The organism is Plantibacter cousiniae (nom. nud.) (assembly GCF_977070315.1).
The window spans coordinates 185,290-204,282 of the sequence record NZ_CDRVEU010000010.1 but is presented as its reverse complement, the minus strand read 5'-3'; the positions used below and the strand labels follow the sequence as shown (position 1 = coordinate 204,282).

24 protein-coding genes and 1 pseudogene are annotated in these 18,993 nt (G+C 52.9%); 2 read left to right on the top strand and 23 right to left on the bottom strand.

Going from position 1 to position 18,993, the window contains the following annotated elements; genetic code table 11:
* Positions 1–63 precede the first annotated feature (63 nt).
* The gene (locus ACW55A_RS19475; protein WP_455808954.1) at positions 64–1,242 is read left to right on the top strand and encodes an LLM class flavin-dependent oxidoreductase; all 1,179 of its coding nucleotides are present in this window, start codon (positions 64–66) and stop codon (positions 1,240–1,242) included.
* A gap of 50 nt (positions 1,243–1,292) precedes the next feature.
* On the opposite strand, the gene ACW55A_RS19470 is transcribed toward ACW55A_RS19475, so the two are convergent.
* From ACW55A_RS19470 to ACW55A_RS19405, 14 genes are all read right to left on the bottom strand, one after another.
* The gene (locus tag ACW55A_RS19470) at positions 1,293–2,150 is read right to left on the bottom strand and encodes a DUF6282 family protein (RefSeq protein ID WP_455808953.1); all 858 of its coding nucleotides are present in this window, start codon (positions 2,148–2,150) and stop codon (positions 1,293–1,295) included.
* Positions 2,147–2,920, bottom strand: coding sequence for a hypothetical protein (locus ACW55A_RS19465; protein WP_004417379.1), 774 nt, complete (start codon positions 2,918–2,920; stop codon positions 2,147–2,149). Before ACW55A_RS19465 ends, ACW55A_RS19470 begins: the two co-directional genes overlap by 4 nt.
* Before the next feature lie 72 nt (positions 2,921–2,992).
* Positions 2,993–3,964 carry an NAD(P)H-dependent flavin oxidoreductase gene (locus tag ACW55A_RS19460; protein WP_455808952.1) on the bottom strand — a complete coding sequence of 324 codons (972 nt, stop codon included), beginning with the start codon at positions 3,962–3,964 and terminating at the stop codon, positions 2,993–2,995.
* A 77-nt stretch (positions 3,965–4,041) separates the two neighbouring features.
* On the bottom strand, positions 4,042–4,404 hold the full coding sequence (locus tag ACW55A_RS19455; protein ID WP_003315407.1) for an antibiotic biosynthesis monooxygenase: 363 nt from the start codon (positions 4,402–4,404) through the stop codon (positions 4,042–4,044).
* Between the two features lie 34 nt (positions 4,405–4,438).
* Positions 4,439–5,158 carry an RraA family protein gene (locus tag ACW55A_RS19450; RefSeq protein ID WP_065349640.1) on the bottom strand — a complete coding sequence of 240 codons (720 nt, stop codon included), beginning with the start codon at positions 5,156–5,158 and terminating at the stop codon, positions 4,439–4,441.
* On the bottom strand, positions 5,142–6,332 hold the full coding sequence (locus ACW55A_RS19445; RefSeq protein WP_498811141.1) for an isocitrate/isopropylmalate dehydrogenase family protein: 1,191 nt from the start codon (positions 6,330–6,332) through the stop codon (positions 5,142–5,144). Before ACW55A_RS19445 ends, ACW55A_RS19450 begins: the two co-directional genes overlap by 17 nt.
* Positions 6,329–7,357 carry an aldolase catalytic domain-containing protein gene (locus tag ACW55A_RS19440; protein ID WP_065349638.1) on the bottom strand — a complete coding sequence of 343 codons (1,029 nt, stop codon included), beginning with the start codon at positions 7,355–7,357 and terminating at the stop codon, positions 6,329–6,331. Before ACW55A_RS19440 ends, ACW55A_RS19445 begins: the two co-directional genes overlap by 4 nt.
* Before the next feature lie 278 nt (positions 7,358–7,635).
* Positions 7,636–8,541, bottom strand: coding sequence for a LysR family transcriptional regulator (locus ACW55A_RS19435; protein WP_230081975.1), 906 nt, complete (start codon positions 8,539–8,541; stop codon positions 7,636–7,638).
* 457 nt (positions 8,542–8,998) lie between these two features.
* Positions 8,999–9,355, bottom strand: coding sequence for a hypothetical protein (locus ACW55A_RS19430; protein ID WP_058408205.1), 357 nt, complete (start codon positions 9,353–9,355; stop codon positions 8,999–9,001).
* Positions 9,352–9,909: a CdiA family toxin C-terminal domain-containing protein gene (locus ACW55A_RS19425; RefSeq protein ID WP_498811140.1), complete on the bottom strand. Its 558-nt coding sequence runs from the start codon at positions 9,907–9,909 to the stop codon at positions 9,352–9,354. The genes ACW55A_RS19430 and ACW55A_RS19425 overlap by 4 nt, the downstream gene beginning before the upstream one ends.
* A 108-nt stretch (positions 9,910–10,017) precedes the next feature.
* On the bottom strand, positions 10,018–10,542 hold the full coding sequence (locus tag ACW55A_RS19420) for a hypothetical protein (protein ID WP_455808680.1): 525 nt from the start codon (positions 10,540–10,542) through the stop codon (positions 10,018–10,020).
* 26 nt (positions 10,543–10,568) lie between these two features.
* Complete coding sequence (locus ACW55A_RS19415) at positions 10,569–11,210, bottom strand: hypothetical protein (RefSeq protein WP_455808679.1); 642 nt, start codon at positions 11,208–11,210, stop codon at positions 10,569–10,571.
* Between the two features lie 202 nt (positions 11,211–11,412).
* On the bottom strand, positions 11,413–11,658 hold the full coding sequence (locus ACW55A_RS19410; protein ID WP_154598116.1) for a hypothetical protein: 246 nt from the start codon (positions 11,656–11,658) through the stop codon (positions 11,413–11,415).
* A gap of 35 nt (positions 11,659–11,693) precedes the next feature.
* Positions 11,694–12,260 (bottom strand): hypothetical protein, encoded by a 567-nt coding sequence (locus ACW55A_RS19405; protein WP_498811252.1) that lies wholly within the window; start codon positions 12,258–12,260, stop codon positions 11,694–11,696.
* Between ACW55A_RS19405 and ACW55A_RS19400 the strand changes: the two are divergent.
* Positions 12,217–12,576 (top strand): annotated as a pseudogene (locus ACW55A_RS19400) (IS630 family transposase); the annotation flags it as partial. The gene ACW55A_RS19405 and the pseudogene ACW55A_RS19400 sit on opposite strands and share 44 nt — an antisense overlap.
* A gap of 54 nt (positions 12,577–12,630) precedes the next feature.
* Here ACW55A_RS19400 and ACW55A_RS19395 read toward each other — a convergent pair.
* The 9 genes from ACW55A_RS19395 to ACW55A_RS19355 form a co-directional block, all read right to left on the bottom strand.
* Complete coding sequence (locus ACW55A_RS19395; RefSeq protein ID WP_134816282.1) at positions 12,631–13,041, bottom strand: hypothetical protein; 411 nt, start codon at positions 13,039–13,041, stop codon at positions 12,631–12,633.
* A gap of 2 nt (positions 13,042–13,043) precedes the next feature.
* Positions 13,044–13,829 carry a hypothetical protein gene (locus tag ACW55A_RS19390; RefSeq protein WP_455808678.1) on the bottom strand — a complete coding sequence of 262 codons (786 nt, stop codon included), beginning with the start codon at positions 13,827–13,829 and terminating at the stop codon, positions 13,044–13,046.
* Positions 13,774–16,230, bottom strand: a complete 2,457-nt coding sequence (locus ACW55A_RS19385; protein WP_498811139.1) for a DUF637 domain-containing protein — start codon at positions 16,228–16,230, stop codon at positions 13,774–13,776. The genes ACW55A_RS19390 and ACW55A_RS19385 overlap by 56 nt, the downstream gene beginning before the upstream one ends.
* A gap of 187 nt (positions 16,231–16,417) precedes the next feature.
* Entirely contained in the window at positions 16,418–16,948 is a 531-nt protein-coding gene (locus tag ACW55A_RS19380) for a contact-dependent growth inhibition system immunity protein (protein ID WP_003425638.1), read from the bottom strand.
* A gap of 1 nt (position 16,949) precedes the next feature.
* A complete protein-coding gene (locus tag ACW55A_RS19375) occupies positions 16,950–17,324 on the bottom strand; it encodes an endonuclease toxin domain-containing protein (protein WP_032632172.1) in 375 nt (124 codons plus the stop codon).
* A gap of 105 nt (positions 17,325–17,429) precedes the next feature.
* The gene (locus tag ACW55A_RS19370; RefSeq protein ID WP_003429561.1) at positions 17,430–17,816 is read right to left on the bottom strand and encodes a hypothetical protein; all 387 of its coding nucleotides are present in this window, start codon (positions 17,814–17,816) and stop codon (positions 17,430–17,432) included.
* A 10-nt stretch (positions 17,817–17,826) separates the two neighbouring features.
* Positions 17,827–17,997, bottom strand: coding sequence for an EndoU domain-containing protein (locus ACW55A_RS19365; protein ID WP_232922996.1), 171 nt, complete (start codon positions 17,995–17,997; stop codon positions 17,827–17,829).
* 268 nt (positions 17,998–18,265) lie between these two features.
* Complete coding sequence (locus tag ACW55A_RS19360; RefSeq protein ID WP_498811245.1) at positions 18,266–18,520, bottom strand: YrhB domain-containing protein; 255 nt, start codon at positions 18,518–18,520, stop codon at positions 18,266–18,268.
* 91 nt (positions 18,521–18,611) lie between these two features.
* The gene (locus tag ACW55A_RS19355) at positions 18,612–18,782 is read right to left on the bottom strand and encodes a toxin glutamine deamidase domain-containing protein (RefSeq protein ID WP_498811244.1); all 171 of its coding nucleotides are present in this window, start codon (positions 18,780–18,782) and stop codon (positions 18,612–18,614) included.
* Positions 18,783–18,993: the final 211 nt, after the last annotated feature.

Here is an 18,993-nt window from a genome sequence, read left to right as displayed (position 1 = left end):
GGCCACCGCAGGTTCAGGATGTAGCAAGGACGAACGATTCAACTACCGACCTGGGAGGTCACGATGCGCGCTGAAAAATCCTATCCGATAAAAACCAACCCGATGCGCAGCAGCCCGAACAAGATACAGCTGGGTGTTTTCTCCACCAATACCGAGGGTGGCTGCACCGTCACCAATGCGCCTGAACGCCTGCGCGGAGACGATTGGGCTGGCAACCTGGAAATCGCACGGATTGCCGACGATGCGGGGTTTGAAGCCTTCATACCGGTAGGCCGCTGGAAAGGTTTCGGCGGTACCAACAATACGGGCGGTGTCTGTTTCGAGACCTATACCTGGGCTGCCGGGATTGCAGCCCTGACCAGTCAGATCGCGGTCTTCACCACCTCGCACCTGCCCACCGTACACCCGCTGTTCGCGGCCAAACAGGCGGTGACCATCGACCACATCAGCAGCGGGCGCTTCGGGCTGAATATCCTTTGCGGCTGGTATGGCGCGGAAATGCGCATGTTCAGCGGCCACATGATGGAGCACGACAAACGCTACGACTACGCAGAAGAGTGGCTGCACATTGCAAAAAATGCTTGGGAGCAGCAGACCCCGTTCGACTTCAAAGGCGAGTATTTCAACATCTGCGGCGCAATCTCGCAGCCACAACCCCTGAATAAACCCTACCTGATCAACGCAGGAGGCTCGCCGCGCGGCAAACTGTTCTGCGCAGAACATTGCGATGCCGCATTCCTGATCGTCAAACATCTGGACGGCGAACACGCCGTGCGTGAGCAGATCGCTTCTTACAAAGACCTGGCGAAACAGAAATTCGGTCGTGACATAAAGATATGGTGTTATGGCTACGTGGTGCAGAAGGACACGCAGGAGCAAGCAGACGCTTACCTGGACTATTACGCCAACCAGGTCGGTGACGATGAGGGCTGCGACATCATCACCGGCGAGCTGGGTATCCAGACCGGCATTTTCACCCCCGAAGACGCCGTGCGTTTCCGTTTCCACTTCAAGGCCGGATTCGCCGGGGTGCCACTGGTGGGCACACCCGAGAAGATCGTGGAACTGTTCAGGAAGTATTCTGACTGGGGGATCGACGGCATTGCCCTGACGTGGCTCGATTACCATGAGGGTATAAAGGACTTCGTGAGAGAAACACTGCCGCTGATGGAAGACGCGGGCCTGCGTGAATCCAGAGTTGTGGAGGCTATTACTTCGAAGGTGTCCGCAGCAGTAGCCTGATGGCCAGGCCGCCCTGGCAGTGCTGGCCAGGGCGGCCTTATCCGGACAGCTTAAAGGGCCAACATGCGTTGCGGGTTCAACAGCGTCACCTCGGTGCGGCGCTCGCCGCTCAAGCCGAACGCATCGAACCACTGCCCGCTCAGCGACAGCCACTCGTGCACATCGATCTGACTGGTCTGCCCCAGGTCCGAGCTGTAGACCACATTGCCGACATGACTCAACACATCGCTGAAATCCTGCCGGTCCTGATAGCCCAGCAGGTACGTCAGTGCGGTCTGCTCGATGTAGACCGATGGCTCTTTGCCGATCAGCGCAAGCTCGGCCGCGTCTAGACCGGTCAACGGATTGGCAGGCTGGTTGAGCATCAACCTCGGCACACCGATCCGCAGCGCTTCGTCGATCAACGTCCTGACTTCATTGGCATCAGCATGCCCGGTCGAGATCACCAGCGGATAGTCACGCGCCATTCTCAGAATATCCAGCGCCTGTGGCGTCAGGCGGCCGTTCTCCGATGTCACTCTGGCAGGCTTGATGGGCTTGTCCCGCAACAGTGGATGGCTCAGGTTGCGGGCCAGCGTGCTGGTATGCGTTCTGCCTGTGACGGTTGGCAAGTGAACAATGAAACGTCCAGGTTCATCGCCGCGCAAACAGAGACTGCGCTCGACTACACGGTAGTCGATGCCGCCGGCAATCTCGTTCAGAACCACAGAACCGCTGACCGGAAAACCCTGATTGCGTGCTTCCCATGCCTGGGCAGCCGTGCACCCCAAGTGATTTTTCAATACGACCCGGCCCTGCACCGCAGCGTAGCGTCTGCCCGCCTCTATCGCTCCATGACGGCGAATGAACGCGTCAGGATTGGCGTGGTAATGCACATCAATGAAGTTCAGCGCGTCGACCTGGCTCATTGCACACACTCCGCTCTGGCGATCAGAAATGTATCGATGCTCTCCAGCACCCGGTCCAGATCATCTGCCAGCGGGCGCATCCCGCCATCAGGCACACACAGTGAGCGTTGTCTGTGGCCTTTGGTATGCAGCACATGGCGCGCCCCAACCAGTTGCGACTTCCCGCCAAACACGCTCAGCACACGCCCTTTGAAATCGAGCAGGCACTCACTGACATCCAGACCGCTCAGTAGCCGGAACCCCAGGGTCAGACGATGCCCCTGGGTTGAAAGCGTTGCGTCATTTTCGCTGCCGGACGAGTGCTCGTGTTTCTGGCCTTCAGGCAACACCAGATCGTCCAGCAGGCGTTTGGCTTGCTCGACATGCCCTTGTTCTGCCAGATCCGCCATACGTCCCAGCCTGGAATCCAGCAACGCATCGGCTTTGGCCGGAGAAGAAAGCAGCAACAATGCAGGCGTCGACCGCATTGATGAAGTGCCTGCCAACGCCTGTACCAAAGCACCGCCCAAGGCAACGCCGACCAGTACATCCGGCACACCCCAAGGCTCGAGCGCGCGGGCCCAGCGCTCGGCAAATGCGCCAAAACCCTCACCCGGCACGACGGCCAGCGACAGGGAATCAAACACCGTGACCTGAAAACCGGCCGCGGTGAAATGCTCGATCAGCGGTTGGGCAAACCCGCCCTCGTCCCAGACCGGCATCACCGGTGAAAGAATGAATACGCTTGATTGCCCGACACCGAAGGTCTGGCAGGTGATGCAATGACTCATGGCTTTTGCTCCTGCAAAAATGACAAGACCCGCCTTGTCGAGCGGGTCCGGTCGTTGCTCCATCGTGAAGGCTCAGCGGGTCGTGCGAAGGCGTTCGACACTGGCGGCATAGCCGCGCAGGGTCGACTCGATGATCAGTTGCGCGGGCAGCACTTCCTTGATCAGGTCCGCGACTTCGCCCGCCCAGATGGCCCGGATACTGACATCGTCGGCCGCCAGCGCGGCTTCATAGTCCAGGCGCAGTTGACCGGCTGAGGCAGCGAAAGCCTGCTCCTCACCCACCCAGCTAGCGGAAAAGTCATTGCCGATCACGCGCCCGCTGTAGCCCTCGGGCCAGTCGATGCCGCGTACCTGATCAAAGATCCGGGTTCGCACCGTATCGCTCGCGACCGCCTGCAGCAGTCGCTGTTTTACCCGTTCGGAAGGCAGTGCCTCCTGCGAAGCCAGAAAACGCGTGCCCATCATCACGCCATCCATGCCCAACGCCAGCGCAGCAGCCATGCCACGCCCATCGGCGATCCCACCGGCACCGATCAGCACGACATGCTCACCCACCGCGTCGCGGACCGCCGGGAACAGCGGCAGTGAAGCGCGACGCAAACTGTGACCACCCGCCTCGGCGCCCTGCACGATCAATGCATCGGCACCGGCGTCCAGCGCTTCAAGCGCCTGGTCAACGTCATGCACCTGAACGATGACTTTGGCGCTGGCCTGTTGAATGGGCCGGACGAAAGGACGTACATCACCAAACGACAGGGCAACCACCGCCGGACGATACTCCAGCGCCAGATGAAGCAATTCGAACTGTTTGGCCACGGTAAACATGACTAGCCCGACGCCCCAAGGCTGCTGCACCTCTCGCATCATCTCCAGTTCACGTGCCATCCATTGCGGGTCGCCGTAACTGGCACCCACCAGGCCGAGGCCACCGGCACGGGAAACCGCGGCCGCCAGACGCCCACCGGACGCGCCGCCCATGGGCGCCAGAATCAGCGGGTGGTCAATGCCCAGAAGTGAGGTCAGTGCTGTATTGATCGTGGTCATCGCATAATCCCTGTGCAAATCCGAGTGAATATCAGACGAAGGCGGCCTGTGCACCGCCCTCTTCTGCCGGTCGTGGCTCAGCCGGCCTTCTGTAAGGCAATTTCAGGGGTGATGTACTCGGCCACGTTGTACAGGTGATATTCCCAGGTGCCGGTTTCTTTCAACCGGGAGTAGCGCGACAGAAACTCTGCGTCGGTAAACAGCGACTCGAACTGGCTGCGATCGCTCCATTGCGCCTGATTGATGACGGTCTTGCCGTCGATGCTTTTCATCAGCCGGCTCCATTTGAAGGCACTGTAAGTGCGCGCCACGTAACTGACCGTCTCTTCAAGAATCTGAATGGCCAGATCCTGAGCCCCCTCGTTTACCTGTACGACATTGATCAGATAAACCGCGTTGTCATCGGTGACGGATTGAGCGTCGAACAATTCCATTTTCATCATCATTTCCATTCAAGTGGGAAGGCAGCTCGGTTCACGCCTGCGAAGGCATCGCGACGCTGATTTTTTCAGCGTCAGTCAGCCAGGGCTGGTCGTAGCGATAAGTGCTACGGGCTTTTTCCAGCGTCCAGCCGGCTGATATGGCTTCGATGATACGGCGCTCTGTCTGCTCGACCGCCTGGGCACGGCGTACGACCTCGACAGCCAGTTGCTGGGGAATCACAACACAGCCGCTTCCATCACACACCAGAAGGTCGCCGGGCCGGACCGTCACGCCATTGATGAGCAGAGGCACTTGTACAGCCTGGAGTTGAGCGCGGTTCTTTGCCGACTGCATGAAACGCCCGCGACTGAACAATGGGTAACTGCACTCGATGACCGTATCGATATCGCGTGCCACGCCATCGATCACAGTGCCCTTGATACCGTTTGCCAGCGCGAAGTGGGTCATGATGTCGCCCCATACCGTGCAGTCCTGGCGTCCGTTGTTTGAGGAAACAATCACCGCACCGGCCGGTACATGATCGATATAGTTGGCAGCACCCTTGAAGACCGCAGATGCATCGACCGGCTCGTACTGCACGGTAAACGCGATGCCCACGCAACGAGTGCCAGGTACTTGCGAGGCAATCCCCGAAAGCCCGCCGTCGATCCCCAGGCTGTCCAGCGCGTCGGACAAGGACGCCGTGTCGAGATGTTCACATGCCTCCAGCACGGCTTGCGCAATGGGTACAGCTTCAAAGTGCGCTGACATGACGTTCTCCCTGTGCTGCAACCTGTTCGTTGCCATACCCGAACGTGCGGGACTGCAACTCGATGCACTGCTGAACGATCGCTTCGCCCACCTGAGCCGTGGTATGGGAACCGCCAAGGTCATACGTGCGTGTGGATGTGCGAGAAACCAGGCTGACGGCCTGGCTGATACACGCCGACTCGGCCGGGAACCCCAAATGCTCCAGCATCAGCGCGATGGCCATGAACATCGCGCCGGGGTTGGCCTTGTTCAAACCCGCGTGAACAGGCGCGCTGCCGTGTACCGGTTCGAAATAGGCACCTGAATTGCCGAAGTTGCCACTGGGCGCAAACCCCAGGCCTCCCATGACTCCAGCGCCGAGATCGGAAAGAATATCGCCGAACATGTTCTCGGCAACGATCACCCCGAAGCGCTCGGGACGCTGCACCATCCACAGGGCAACCGCGTCGACGTTTTCGATGATCCCGGTCACGTCCGGATACCGCTGAGCTGTTGCTTCGAAGATGCCCCGTGCAAAGGCGCTGCTGTGCCGCAGGACCATGGGTTTGTCGACAAACGTGACCCGCGTGAAGTGGTTTTTGCGGGCGTACTCGAAGGCGTATTCGAAAATACGCGTCAGGCCACTTCGCGTCTGCAGGCGCAACGTCACCGTCGCATCATCCTGCCCTTCTCGCTGCCACGCCGCGCCGAGGGCTTCTCGCTCTTCGAGCAGCGGCACCAGTGCATCCGGGATACAACCGAAGTCCAGCCCCGCATAAAGCCCTTCGGTGTTTTCCCTGATCACCACAAAGCGAAATCTGTGTTCGCCAGTCATGTCAGTGACCGGGCGGACATTGGCGTACAGGTCGAGATTCTGCCTGAGCTGAATGACCGGACTGACATAGCGGCGGTTCTGGCCCTGAAGCGCCAGTGGCAACTCTGCTTCGGCCTCTGCCAGCGGCTTGCTGGTGATTGCGCCAAGCAATGTCGCATCGCAACCGGCCATGATCTCCCAGGTCCGGGCCGGAACGGTTTCCCCCTCGGCCCTCCAGCATTCCCAACCGATGTCAGCCGCAATCAGATCGAATGGCAGGTTCAACGCCGCAATCACCGGCAGTGCCGCCGCCATGACTTCAATGCCGATCCCGTCACCGGGCAATACACAGATGCGCTTTCGGAGCGGTTGAGTGGTCATAGTGCGACTCCCTTTACGCTGTTCGGCAAGCCGGTGGCAATAGTCGGTAACACCGCTCGGGGCGCAAGACGCGCCACCTTGTCCTGCTGATGCATGACCTCGATCGCTCGATACTCGGAAGTCAGCTGAAAGCGCTCGAGGGTGTCCCGTACGCGTTGACTGCTGTCGTAGGGAAAGTTGTAAGTGCCCAGAATGATATCCATCAGCGGGCTGGGCATATTGTTGTGCGGTACCGCGCGGGCCGTGGCTTCCGACAGTTCCATCACCTTCACCAGGTCATAGCCATGACTGACGCCGGTACGCTCCAGGTAGGCAACCAGCATACTCAGGTGAAGATTGCCGGCTCCCTTGCCCATGCCACATATGGACGTGTCGATGTATTCAGCGCCGGCTTCTATAGCCGCCACTGCATTCGCCAGCGCCAACGACATATTGTTATGCGCGTGAAAGCCCAGCGGCACCAACAGTCGACTTGAGAGACGACTGAACAGTCGATCTACGTCGGCTGGCAACATATGGCCATTGGAATCCGCACAGCAAACGATATCCGCGCCAGCCCCCTCCGCGCGTACCGCCGTATCAAGCACACTGCCTGGCGTCTGCGAAGTCACATGCGTCACATTGGCGCTGACACTGAAGCCGTGATCGCGAGCCAGCGACAAGGTCACAAGCCCCTCATCCAATTGATCGCGCCTCAAACAGACGCGGATCATCGAAACGCCCTGCTCCCTGAGCATGGCGAAGTCATCCGTGGTGATGTTTCTGGGGTGAACCATGACGGCCAGTTCGATACGGCCGTTGGCCGCCTGCGCAATCTTTTCAATGAAGCCTGCGCCTACATCACTGGTCAGACCGTGCTCGCCTTTCGGGGCGAAGGATCCTTTGCAATAACCAATTTCGCAGAGGTCGACACCCGCACTGGCCAAACCAGCGACCACTATCTGCGCCTGATCTTCTGTGAAGTTGAAGTTGTTCCGATAACCACCGTCACGCAAGGTAACGTCGAGAATTTTTACGTCGGCCATGAGAATCTCCGGCTGTCCTTAGGGTGTCATCAGGGTGCTTGAGATGATCTTGCCACTGCTTGAGTTTTTATAATTATCCAACAGCGCGCCATCTAACAAACCTTGCCGAGCCGACACCTTAACGTCTCGGAGTTTCGAGTCATGAACTGCTCCACTCGGTATTGATCCTCGTCAAAACAGCCGAACTTGTAAACTGTCGATATTTGATGAGGGGATGGGAATTTTTTCACCGCACGACTGTTTTGCCGACAACATAACCAGCGCGAACTCAGGCCTGGCTAGCGATAACAGCTTTCCACATAATTCATGGCAGCCTGGATGGAAGCCACCGCGCGCAAGTCTTCATGCACACCGAGCCAGACATCGACTTCCAGCGGAGCCGACAATTCCACCCGGCACAGACGATCATTACCCTCTACGGCAAAACTGGGCAGTAACGCGATACCCACACCGGTTTCCGCAGCACGAATTTGCAACTCCACCGTTTTGGCCTCCAGCACAAAGGGTCGATCACCGACGATATCCCTCAGCCAACCATTCTGATTGTCACTCATCAGTTCATTGTCATAAGCAATAAACTCATAATGCTCCGGAGGGCGTTGCTCCAGATAGAAACGTGCGCAATAAAATGAAAAGGAAGCTGTGCCAATGCGGCGCGCGACGATGCCGCTTTCAACAGGTTTGGAAAACCGTATACACAGGTCAGACTGGCAACTGGATAACGATGAATACTGGTGATCGCCCAACAAGCGCAACACAATTCCGGGATGCATCGCCCGAAACGCCCCCAACCGCGGTACCAGCTTCTCGACCGCCACCGACGGCGGCGCACTGATGGTCACCTCCACACCCTGCACCACCTGAGCCGCAACCGCGAGACGGCCAACAGCCTGAGTCTGCGCCTCGATCTGCCGCCCGATCGCCGCCACGCGCCGTCCCTCATCAGTCAGTTCATACAAACGCTTGCGACGGTCGACAAGCTTTACATTCAGAGACCTTTCCAGCGAAGCGATACGACGCGACACAGTGGCGTGCTCCACACCCAGCATCCTTGCAGCGCCACTCAGGGAACTGACCGTGGAAAACATCACGAAGTAACGCAGGTCCTCCCAGTCAAAACAGATCCTGGGTTTTCTGAACAGGTTGTTAACGTCAAGGGAAACTGATCCATCCACTGGAGTCATTGTCATCCAAGCCTTATCCTTATGCGGTTCGTGCGAATAGGTAGTTTTGTTATGTTTTAAACCGAGTATTGGCAGGTGCTTAGAACGATAAGGATAAGGCTGACAACTTCCTCAGGCCCGGACAGCGAGCGGGTGCCGCTGGGTAGTTTAGATTATTAGCGGGTGGGTATTGCGGAGAGGGGGTCGGATGTTTTGGGACGGGGGTGTCCGGAGTGGGCTTTTGCTAGGTGAACACTCTTAAACATAGGTAAGGCAGAATCATTTCAGGCACTGAAATTGATCACATTAACTTATCAAAGCATACTCACCCACTTATACGACTTAGAGATCTGTGCATATGTGGTAGCTACTTTATAAAGAACGCTCATTCCTAGCAAGCCAAGGTTAAGCACCTAACGCCTCGACACCGAAGAACAAAAAGTCCTGAAATACGAGATGATAGATACTCCTCATCAACTCAAAGCCTATATTTAATTATCAGTCCAACCACCTCATCAGCTTTATCTGGCTCTTTATCAGCAAAGGCAAGCAAGGACTCCTTTAGGGCTTCGCGAACAACTTTAGCTTCATAGCATCTAGTCACAGGCTCTATTCCACTAAAATTGAAATCAGCCGAGAAGCAGTAGCAATCATTACCGTCTGCATCTCTCAGGCACTCAAACTCCCAACCTGGATCCCCTGTAAGTCCGTTGCCCGAGGTAAGAAAATCTTTTAAGAACTTATTCAAGTCAACATCAGAATAATATTCAACAACAAAAAATAGCACCCAAAACAACAAGTCTCTTTCATCTCCCGGAAGCCTCCCCCACTTCAATTAACGATACCTATCGGAAAAGCCGTCGGAACATACATTTGCTCACCTCTAATATTTACTGGAAACTGAAATCTCACTTTACCCACAACAACCTCCTGCAATACATTGCCTGTTAGCTGATACTGGAGCAATGCTTTATAAGCGGCTTCATTAGCCATATTCGGCATATCAGGATATACTTTCGGGTCATACACCGTCTTCACTGTGTCCCTTGTAGATTTTGGCAGCTGATATTCTACTTTATAAATCCCAGGTGCAACTTCGACTTTCGATGAAATAGCCCCTGAAGACTCAGTCAGTTCCTTCATAAAAATTTCCATATTATGTCTTCCCGATTTCCCTGAGCGTGTCGCATCTACAAGATGATCTTTCAGGTCAGTTCGAACAACACCACGACCAACAAAATCTGCATCTGGTAAAAGATTATCTGCTAGCCCAAGGTTGCTACTGCCTTTCACGCTCCCTTTAGCCTGAACCCACTTCCCTCCAACCCACTTGACCGCAAATCCACCAATCTCTGCAGTGATCAAACCACTGACGACGTCAAATATCAACCCACCCGCCTGCTGGTCGGATTGCGCCAGTAATTTATCCCCTGCACGCTCAAGTCCTTGAGCCGGTATAGGGCTGGTCGCCCAATCTACCCCAGAGCCTGCCGCGGACTAAATATTTTGACCAATCCCTACCACCGTGTCGTACGGGCGACTAGCAAAATTTACGGCGCTGGCAGCAGCCTTAGTAGGCCATTCCAAGGCCTGATTGACACTGACAAGGCCCCGTTCGGAAAGCATATAACCCAAAGTTTTCGCAGGGGCGTACCCATCAAATTTGACCTGACTCTGATCTACACCTTTGCTGGCAAAATAATCGTCGAACAGAGCCTTGTTGTATTCGCCCAGAGTCCAGCCGCCATCTTTAAAAGATTGGAGCTGAATTGCACGTTTACGCTCTTTCAGTTCGTAGTCTCGTGCCTTGTCCAGTTCATCCGTTTCACGAGTGACATTCGCTTGGCAAGCACCAACGTCACCACCAGCCGTCGCATAGGCAGCCCGAGCCTTATCAGCATCCCGAATCTCAGCGTGTGATAGCCAGTTGTACTGGGTAGCATTAGCGGAGAGGTACAGCGTTGTTTGGTCATCCCCCCCCTGTCTGGCGATATTCTCGCCTAAATGAGTGTCCGAATTCATTAGACCACTACAAATTCTCAAGACGCTCAACCCGGTATGGAAGGTTTAAAGTCTTCAATACTTTTTCTCTTCTCCTCCAAAAGAGACACAACAAACTGGGAATCAAACTCCACAAGAAATTCGATCGCGTCATATATCTTCCATCGATGAACTTCTGGGTTATCAATTATCGACATGAGATAACCCTTAATAAGAGGGAGATATTCAAAACACTGCTCACGCTTTATAAATGATAACACATCGATTATCTCGAAAGGATTGCTAGCTGCCAACTCTATTATTTTGGACAGCAGGGGATAAACCTCCGCTCTTGCTACGTCTTTTTTCCCCGCGCCAGCCATATTGGCATAAAACATAACCACGGCCATAAGAACCTGGCGAAAAGTATCATCGTACCCATGCAGTCTATGAGGATAGACATTAGCTATAATAGCAGACTTTTTCTCGACAAATTCCTTCAATACACTAAACCCCTCAAAAACCCCCCAACTGGCTAACAACTTCGCAGCCAAGAACTTCGCTACTTCATCATCTGCGTTACGAAGTAAATCAATTACTGCCTCCATTCTTTCTTGTGGGATATCTTCTAAATCCAAGTCACCTGCATCAGCAGCATAATCTGCGCCCTCCGGAATATTACTAAGCAAAAAATTTGTTTTATGGTCCATAATAAACACCTACTTATCGATAAATTTTATATAAGTGGCTGGAACGCAGCTTTGATCAGACACTTACCATCGCGCACAGCATTACCCAGATCAGACTCTGCTCTAGATAAAGGAGTTTGATTTTTTGGCGAAGGGTTAATAATATATTTTTCACGTCCCGCATTTACTCTCGCTTGCAGCTCAGCTACAACTTCACGATTTGTCAAAATTCTCGTATCAAGCAAACATGTGTTTGAATACTACCGGCACCATCTTGATTTGGAGGCACCAATTCCGCATCTTCATTTATGTGCGCCTTCGGTTTACCGTTACTTCCGATCTGCGAAGAGAAATCATCATCGCTGCGCACTACGACATTATCATCTAAAGCCTTTGAACCTGCATCAATCTGTCTATCTACCAGTGCTTCACCGCTTTTTTCAAGCCGGTTTGACGCTTTCGCAAGCACCTTGCGGAATGCGACCGCCCCCCCAGCAGCGACTGCTAATCCCCCCCAATGACCTCCGCCAACGCAACAGTTTCTTCGGGCGTGAGCTTAAACGTGGCCTGGAGTGTTTCTGCCACGGCCTGCGCGCTAGCACCGGTCGTCGCAACTGCCAAGGTTTCCTGAAACTCCAGGTTTTCATTGATCAGGATCTGCAGCGAGTCCTTGGCGTACTTAGAACCATCACCCAAAGCATCGTAGACACTCGAAAGATCGGCTATCGTGTTGGCAAAATCCCTTGAGGACGATTTACACAGAGAAACGTCGAACCTGCAATTGATGATCGCTTCAATCGTTTGATCTTCGTTTACTTTTTTGTAAGCGGCCACAATCGAATCGCACTCGGCAGGGGCACATTTCCTTAACTTTTCGGCTGCCTCTTTCAACTGGTTATGGGCAAGGTAGTTGTACTGCGTACTGTTAGCCGTCACCACCGCCGCTGCCGATGCATCCCCGTCCATTGCAGCAGCAGTCAGAGCACCGATCAACTGCGAGGCAGTCATCAGCTTGCTGACACCTGCCTGGTTCAGTTTCTCCTTGCTGACGATGGCATTAGAAACGCCCAAGCACCTCCAGCTTCATCTGATTATCGGTACCCACAAGCATGCCGCAGTGAAAGCCTAGACGGCGAATCACCCACGTTTTCATATTCATTTAACACTAACCTCCAGCTCCTGAATGAACATGGTCGAGCGCTTCTTTCGAAACATCACCGTGTACATGCGCGACGGCAGCTTTGCCTCCGTGGGCAAGTTAGAACGCCAACGTTCATGGCGTTACGCAATGCTCAGCCGACCCGGTACGTTTGGAACGCAAAGGGAGAGAATATTTTGAAAAATCCAACGTGTGTGTGAGGTGCTTAAAGCTGCGAAAGAAAAATAAGCTATTTCGAAAAAAGTACACTAGCAGCAGCTTTCTTCGTCGCTTAGAAAATCGCTAACGCATGCCACTGTATGGATCTGAAACCGAAGGCCCTAGCTCGGATAGAGCAAGTGAAACCTCATTGAAAACTTCCAACGATACCCCTTGTGGTGAAAGCGAGCCAAGGAAGTTACTTACTTCCTCAAGCCCTAATCTCACCATAATATTAATCACATTTTCAGCCATATCTAGATCATAGCCATCCCATAATGATATCAAGCATCGTTCGACTCGCCCTCTAAGACCAACCTCTATAACGCTATAAGCATGCCATTGCCTATCACTTAGCTCCAATAAAGATTTTACAAAATCAGACCTATGTACATCGCCAGACTCAAGACCTTCTAACAGCTCTCTAAATTCAGAATCAAGCTCGCTATTAGTCATAGTCTCTGGCAGCGCAGCGTAGTAAGCAAAATTTTTCATGTCTAGAAATCCACTGGTATATGCGTAGAATTGGAGGGTTTTCTATACAGCAAGCCGTCTTGCCCCAGCAGTTTACCTCCTACTTTTAGTTGTGCCGTCCATCCAGAGCCCGAATTAGAACCAGGAAATCTTTCAGCAGCGTTTGCATCAGGCGCATGCCATTTCACTTCGATATTCTGGCCATTGACTTTATACTGAAACTTACTACCAGCTGCAATCGTAGCCGAAGACTGGAAACTATTTGGAGTCCCGGGTGGTACCAATCGCTCTAAATCCGAAATATTAATCCTTCCGTTATCGATAAAAGCTTTGGCTGAAGCCTGTGTATCAAAAAAGGCTGCTGGCTTACTCGGCCCCGGTTGATTTAAGTAACCAAAATCACCATCTGCCTGCGACACAGGATACGGCGGTTTTGAAACTGGCTGGTTTGCTGGCACCTCCACGGTAGCTTTTGCACCACCTCCAAACTGAACCCATTTCCCTCCAACCCACTTGACCGCAAACCCACCAATTTCTGCGGTGATCAAACCACTGGCGACGTCAAATATCAACCCACCTGCCTGCTGGTCGGATTGCGCCAGTAATTTATCCCCTGCACGCTCAAGTCCTTGAGCCAGTATAGGGCTGGTTGCCCAATCCACCACAGAGCTTGCTGCGGACCAGATATTTTGACCAATCCCTACCACCGTGTCGTACGGGTGACTGGCAAAATTTACGGCGCTGGCAGCAGCCTTAGTAGGCCATTCGAAGGCCTGATTGACACTGCCAAGGCCCCGTTCGGAAAGCATATAGCCCAACGTTTTTTGCAGGAGCGTACCCGTCAAACGTGACCTGACTCTGATCTACGCCTTTGCTGGCAAAATAGTCGTCAAACAAAGCCTTGTTGTATTCGCCCAGAGTCCAGCCGCCATCTTTAAAAGATTGGAGCTGAATTGCACGTTTACGCTCTTTCAGTTCATAGTCTCGTGCCTTGTCCAGTTCATCCGTTGCACGAGTGACATTCGCTTGGCAAGCACCAACGTCAACACCAGCCGTCGCACAGGCAGCCCGAGCCTTATCAGCATCCCGAATCTCAGCGTGTGATAACCAGTTGTACTGGGTAGCATTAGCGGATACGGCAGCAGAGACGCTGACATCTGAATTCCCAGCGGCAGCGCCTATTACGCCGACGATTTGCGACAAAGCAAGAAGGTTGGCCTGCGCCTGCTCATACTCGGGCGTTCCCTTGACAAGGTTTGACGGAAGTAACTTATCCCCCAGCAATCCAACCAACACGTCGTTTGCACCACCGGCAATAGCTCCGGCGCGGAAATCACCGCCCATGGCTTCAGCTAGAAGTCCACCGAGGCCTGCGTGCAAGAGAATCTTGGTAATGCTTCCGTCAGTTAACCCAATATCTCCTATAGCCACCGCCCCCTTGGCGCCACCAATGCTGGCCGCGGTGGCCACTGCCGAACTGGCCAGGTTGTCCGCAAAGCTCCCGCCGTAGACGGCTGTTTTGATTACTGCGTCAGCCGTTATCTTTACGGCAATGGTTTTTGCGCTTGCAGAATCGAGCCCTAACTCACTCGGATTGTATCCAAGACCATCGGCCACGCCCGCCGTCGCAACTGCCACCGCATAGCCTTTAATGCTGTCCTTTGATGTGACGTCTTTCAGAACTTTTCCGAGGTTGCCTCTATTGTCAACCGTACTGACGGTGGCCTTTGTCGCGACACTGATAGCGCCAGCCTGTAACATCGAGTTCATACCGGCCATCATTGGCCCCATTACAGCTGCCAAGGCAATTGCAATGATCAATTGCGAAGCGGGGCCTAATCCGGAGCTTTGATACTTAAATGACTCATGAACCTCCTTCACGAGTCGCCAATCCACATCGCCTCTCGCCTCAGCCTGTTTTAACCAGGCCATTTGTGGATCGGCCTTGACCATCGCATCAATAGATTGGCTAACCGTCTGTTGGTCTATCTGCTTGACGTCGATTGTCAGCCCATTAACAGCCTTAATCGCAATGCTTCCTTCAGCAGACATTTGCGTCTGACGAAGTGTTTCGTCTGTATTGCCTTTGCCCTTCGAAGAGGTCCAGAAAGCGTCATTATTACTTTTAGTATGACTTTCGTCGTGCAGGTCCTTCACGCCCTCAAACGTAACTGCACCACCACTTTGAATCGTCAGGTCCTTACCGCTCTCCAGCTTCGCAGCTTGATACTTCTGATCGCCCCCGCTCGCCAGCAAAAGATCTCCACCGGTGGTGATTTCACTACCAATGTTTTTCACATCAGTGATTTCGTCACGCTTGGTTTTCTTAGCCCCAAAACTCCCCTTCTTCTTTTTGTCATACAGCGAATAATCACTGTCCTGCGCAGCCAAGATGTCCAGGTTTTCACCGGCAACCAGGTACGCCTCTTTACCCGCTGTAATACGGCTGGAGATCACGGCGAGGTTCTGGCCAGCCTGCAAGGCAACGCTGCCTCCCGCTTCAAGATCGGCGGCAACCTGGCTGACGTGGTCTTCCTGGCGGGTCAGTTTCTTGCTTTTGGACAGGGAGTGTTCTTCGTCTGCCGCAGAGCTGATGGTGAGGTTTTCGGTCGCGGCCATGGCGATGTCGCGTTTGGCGTCGATCTGGCTGGCGATGACGGAGATGTCGCGTCCGGCCTGAACGGTCAGGTCGCGTCCGGAACTGGCGGTGGAACCCAGTTGGGTGATGTCGCTGCTGTTGTGTTTGCTGTCACTGAACAGGCTGTTGGTGACTTCGGTCGGGGCGATGGTGACGTCGCGTCCTGCCTGGATGCTCATGTCACGACCGCTTTCCAGCACGCTGCCTTTGTTGATGACGTCGCGGCCTGCCGAGAGGCTCATGTCGTTGGCGGCTTCGATGCGCGCGGCACTGTCGGCGAACTCGTTATGTCGCTGACCGCGCGCGCTGTTGTCCATCGAGGTGATGCTGCGTTCGTTGATCACGTCGCCGTTGATCGCGGTCAGTGAAACATCGCGACCTTTGATGATGCCGCCAGCGGTGTTGATCAGGTCATTGCCCGCGAGCAGATCGAGCCGGTTGCCGGCCTCTATCAGGCCGGTGTTGATCAGGTTGTTGCCTGCGACTGCCGAGAGATTGTTGGCGGCGTGCAAGGTACCGACGTTGTCGAGGTTCTGGCCGGCGATCAGTGAGACGTCGTTACCCGCAATCAAAGCCCCGGTCGGGCCTAGGCGATTGTCGGCCTGTGCCAGGTACAGAAATTCGTTGCGCAGATGCTTGATGCCCTGATCGCTCAGGCCACAACTAAAGCGAGCAGCGAAGGACGGGAGGTTTTGCAGTAAGCGGATAAAACAACACCGGCACGAGGCCGGTGTCAGATCAACTCGAAACCTCTACACATTAGGTGCACCGACTAAAAGCCAAGCGTAAGGCCGCACCTACATCGGAAGGACTACTACCGCTGGGGATAATGACATAGTCACTCTCACTTAGTCCCTTACCACTCCAGGCTTCTAGCTTTTCGTGATGGCTAGGACGAATAGTTATCTGGTCTCCCTTACTTTCGATACTGCATTTTTTCATATCTTTAAATAATGCAAGCTTATTCTTGTAGCTATAGCGCTCCAAAGTACTGCTAACCCATTGATCATATCGTTGACTGGTCAAGTCGTGGTCATATAAATCCATATCAAACGTAGCTTCAGGATGAATCCAAACATCCTTACGCGGCTCGGGAAGCACAAATCGGCTATGGGCCAACGCATCCAATACCACAACACCTAACTCTTGATCACTGATTTCAGGGCTGGCGTGATGCTCGACACCCTGTGGATCAGCTCGACTACTCCGATAGCCAGAATAAGTTTTAACGTAAATGAATTCCTTATTGACTCCTGCATCCGCCCAGGTTGTTTTCACGACATCGTTCATCTTATTTCACCTTGGTAATTTTTAACGTAATGCCTTTGCTCTGACCATATTCAATGACTCTATTGATTTGTTCCCATTGAGCGCTAGTCGTGGCTTCAGGAATGGCAACTTGTAATTCGCGAGTGGTAATTTGACTTGAAGTAACTGTCACACCTTTCAAGCCAGATTCAGAAAAATTAGCAGCGGCATCAATATTTCCTTTGAGCGATGAATATACTTGGCTCGGATTAGCAAGTTTGGCAGCAGTCGTCGTATCAAGTGTCTTGACGCTGGTCGCTATACCAGTGGTTTCGTCAAAAAAGTCAAACGTTTTGAAGTGAGGCGGTAGTCGAGAGCCTGCTGGCAGTTGCGTCCCAAGGTAATCCTCCCAAGGCATTCCTTGACCTTGAATACCCTTGCCCCACTCAATCCCAGTAGTAGCACGGTCTACCGCCCCGCCAGTTGCTTTTGCACCAACTCTCCAACTTCACCAAATGGTAGTTTAGATTTCAACTTCCTGAGTCACTCCTACCTCTGGTTTCAGTTGAATAAAATTCAACCACGCCAATAGCGCCCCCTCAAACGAGTCGATATTAATTAGCTCAAAGTAATTTTCATCATAGAGCGAATAAATTCTTACCTGCCCCTTAGTTAACTCAGCCCCCCAAGCATCGCGACTCCAATCTGAAAATTTAATCTTAGAACCTTTAACAGATCTTATTCGCTCAACACCTTCATCCAACCACGGCACGGTGTCTAAAAACAGTTGCCCTCCATCATCAGTTAGGAGACAAGCAAGTGGGCTGACGCCGTCTTTGTTGACAATACTTGAACTAACACTCGGTGAAAGAGCTCCAGCAGACTCCTCCCATGAAAAATGAAATTTCATTTTACCCCCCCTAAAGCTTTGGATATACAGCAGTTTTCGGACTTATATATCCCTCGACTTGGACGCCACTAGGTCTGGTTCCCGTCCATTTGTTACCCACAATTTTCTTGTTCTGAAAGGCTCCGTCCACTTCAACTTTTATTCGATCTGCGGTCCAAGAGCCTGGAAATATTGTAGACATACCGCCATTGTTCGTCTTGGGCAAAAACTATCCTGGATTGACTGGATCTCCCACCTGGATTTTAGCATTATAAACACCTTGCGCATTCGCTATAGAGGCTGGGCCAAGGATCATCTTAACATCACCCGTCGCGGTTGAATGTCCGCCAACGACATTGCCATTTGGCTATAATATGACAATCAAAATCAATCGACGCAGTTATTTTACTTACAGAAATTGGGGCCTGTGCATTGAGATCAACCGTGCCCTTTTCACAAACAAATCAACCTTATCTTTTTAACTTGCTCATCACATATTGATCTAGACATTCTTCTAAAGGCTTGACAGCCCCTAGAACATGAAGCTCTCCTGTTTCCTTATCAATTAGTAACGGTCCATTTCCAGCCAGCTGAGCCGAAAAACTCCGTATTTCTAAATACTCTTTAGATTGATAGCAAAAGAACCACCCCGCAGAACACTCTTCCTCATGCGTTAACTGCAGAGGAATATCTGAGTCTTTTAAATACGCATTAGCTCGTTCCAGCGCACTCTCATAGGTGATTATTAGTTCTCAGCAACTGTAGCGTCTTAAAATTATTCATATTAGTTGGCCTCCCATTTTGCCCATCTAGATATCAGATAACCCCATTCTTATTAACTACTTTGAATACATGGTCTGGCTGACCTCGACCATAGGAACCCAACACAATCCCGCGCGCGCCGTCCCCGCCACCGGCCATGTGTTGGGTGATAGTCTCGAGTGAAGACACACTGCTAAACTTAGCGCTATAGTGCTTCTCTAGCACTGTCAACGGAGCACATTTGGTGGGATTTATCGGTAATGCAGATGCTGGAAGTGGAGATGTTGCCGGAATAGCGTCTACTACCTTTCCAGCCGCATCTGCCTCTTTTGCACCATTTTATTCCGCTTACCGAAATGGTTCTATCAAATCAGCCCCAAAACGAATAAAAAAGCGAAACAGTTTTATTTAGAACGCAAATGCTTTAATTAAATAA

Bases quoted from the DNA above. Each gene is read 5' to 3' on its own strand.
- ACW55A_RS19375 (WP_032632172.1), bottom strand. From the start codon at position 17,324: ATGCCTTGGGAGGATTACCTTGGGACGCAACTGCCAGCAGGCTCTCGA.
- ACW55A_RS19420 (WP_455808680.1), bottom strand. From the start codon at position 10,542: ATGAATTCGGACACTCATTTAGGCGAGAATATCGCCAGACAGGGGGGG.
- ACW55A_RS19455 (WP_003315407.1), bottom strand. From the start codon at position 4,404: ATGAAAATGGAATTGTTCGACGCTCAATCCGTCACCGATGACAACGCG.
- ACW55A_RS19395 (WP_134816282.1), bottom strand. From the start codon at position 13,041: ATGAAAAATTTTGCTTACTACGCTGCGCTGCCAGAGACTATGACTAAT.
- ACW55A_RS19475 (WP_455808954.1), top strand. From the start codon at position 64: ATGCGCGCTGAAAAATCCTATCCGATAAAAACCAACCCGATGCGCAGC.
- ACW55A_RS19465 (WP_004417379.1), bottom strand. From the start codon at position 2,920: ATGAGTCATTGCATCACCTGCCAGACCTTCGGTGTCGGGCAATCAAGC.
- ACW55A_RS19450 (WP_065349640.1), bottom strand. From the start codon at position 5,158: ATGTCAGCGCACTTTGAAGCTGTACCCATTGCGCAAGCCGTGCTGGAG.
- ACW55A_RS19435 (WP_230081975.1), bottom strand. From the start codon at position 8,541: ATGACTCCAGTGGATGGATCAGTTTCCCTTGACGTTAACAACCTGTTC.
- ACW55A_RS19445 (WP_498811141.1), bottom strand. From the start codon at position 6,332: ATGACCACTCAACCGCTCCGAAAGCGCATCTGTGTATTGCCCGGTGAC.
- ACW55A_RS19415 (WP_455808679.1), bottom strand. From the start codon at position 11,210: ATGGACCATAAAACAAATTTTTTGCTTAGTAATATTCCGGAGGGCGCA.
- ACW55A_RS19380 (WP_003425638.1), bottom strand. From the start codon at position 16,948: ATGAACGATGTCGTGAAAACAACCTGGGCGGATGCAGGAGTCAATAAG.
- ACW55A_RS19440 (WP_065349638.1), bottom strand. From the start codon at position 7,357: ATGGCCGACGTAAAAATTCTCGACGTTACCTTGCGTGACGGTGGTTAT.
- ACW55A_RS19390 (WP_455808678.1), bottom strand. From the start codon at position 13,829: ATGCTTTCCGAACGGGGCCTTGGCAGTGTCAATCAGGCCTTCGAATGG.
- ACW55A_RS19470 (WP_455808953.1), bottom strand. From the start codon at position 2,150: ATGAGCCAGGTCGACGCGCTGAACTTCATTGATGTGCATTACCACGCC.
- ACW55A_RS19460 (WP_455808952.1), bottom strand. From the start codon at position 3,964: ATGACCACGATCAATACAGCACTGACCTCACTTCTGGGCATTGACCAC.
- ACW55A_RS19365 (WP_232922996.1), bottom strand. From the start codon at position 17,997: ATGTCTACAATATTTCCAGGCTCTTGGACCGCAGATCGAATAAAAGTT.
- ACW55A_RS19370 (WP_003429561.1), bottom strand. From the start codon at position 17,816: ATGAAATTTCATTTTTCATGGGAGGAGTCTGCTGGAGCTCTTTCACCG.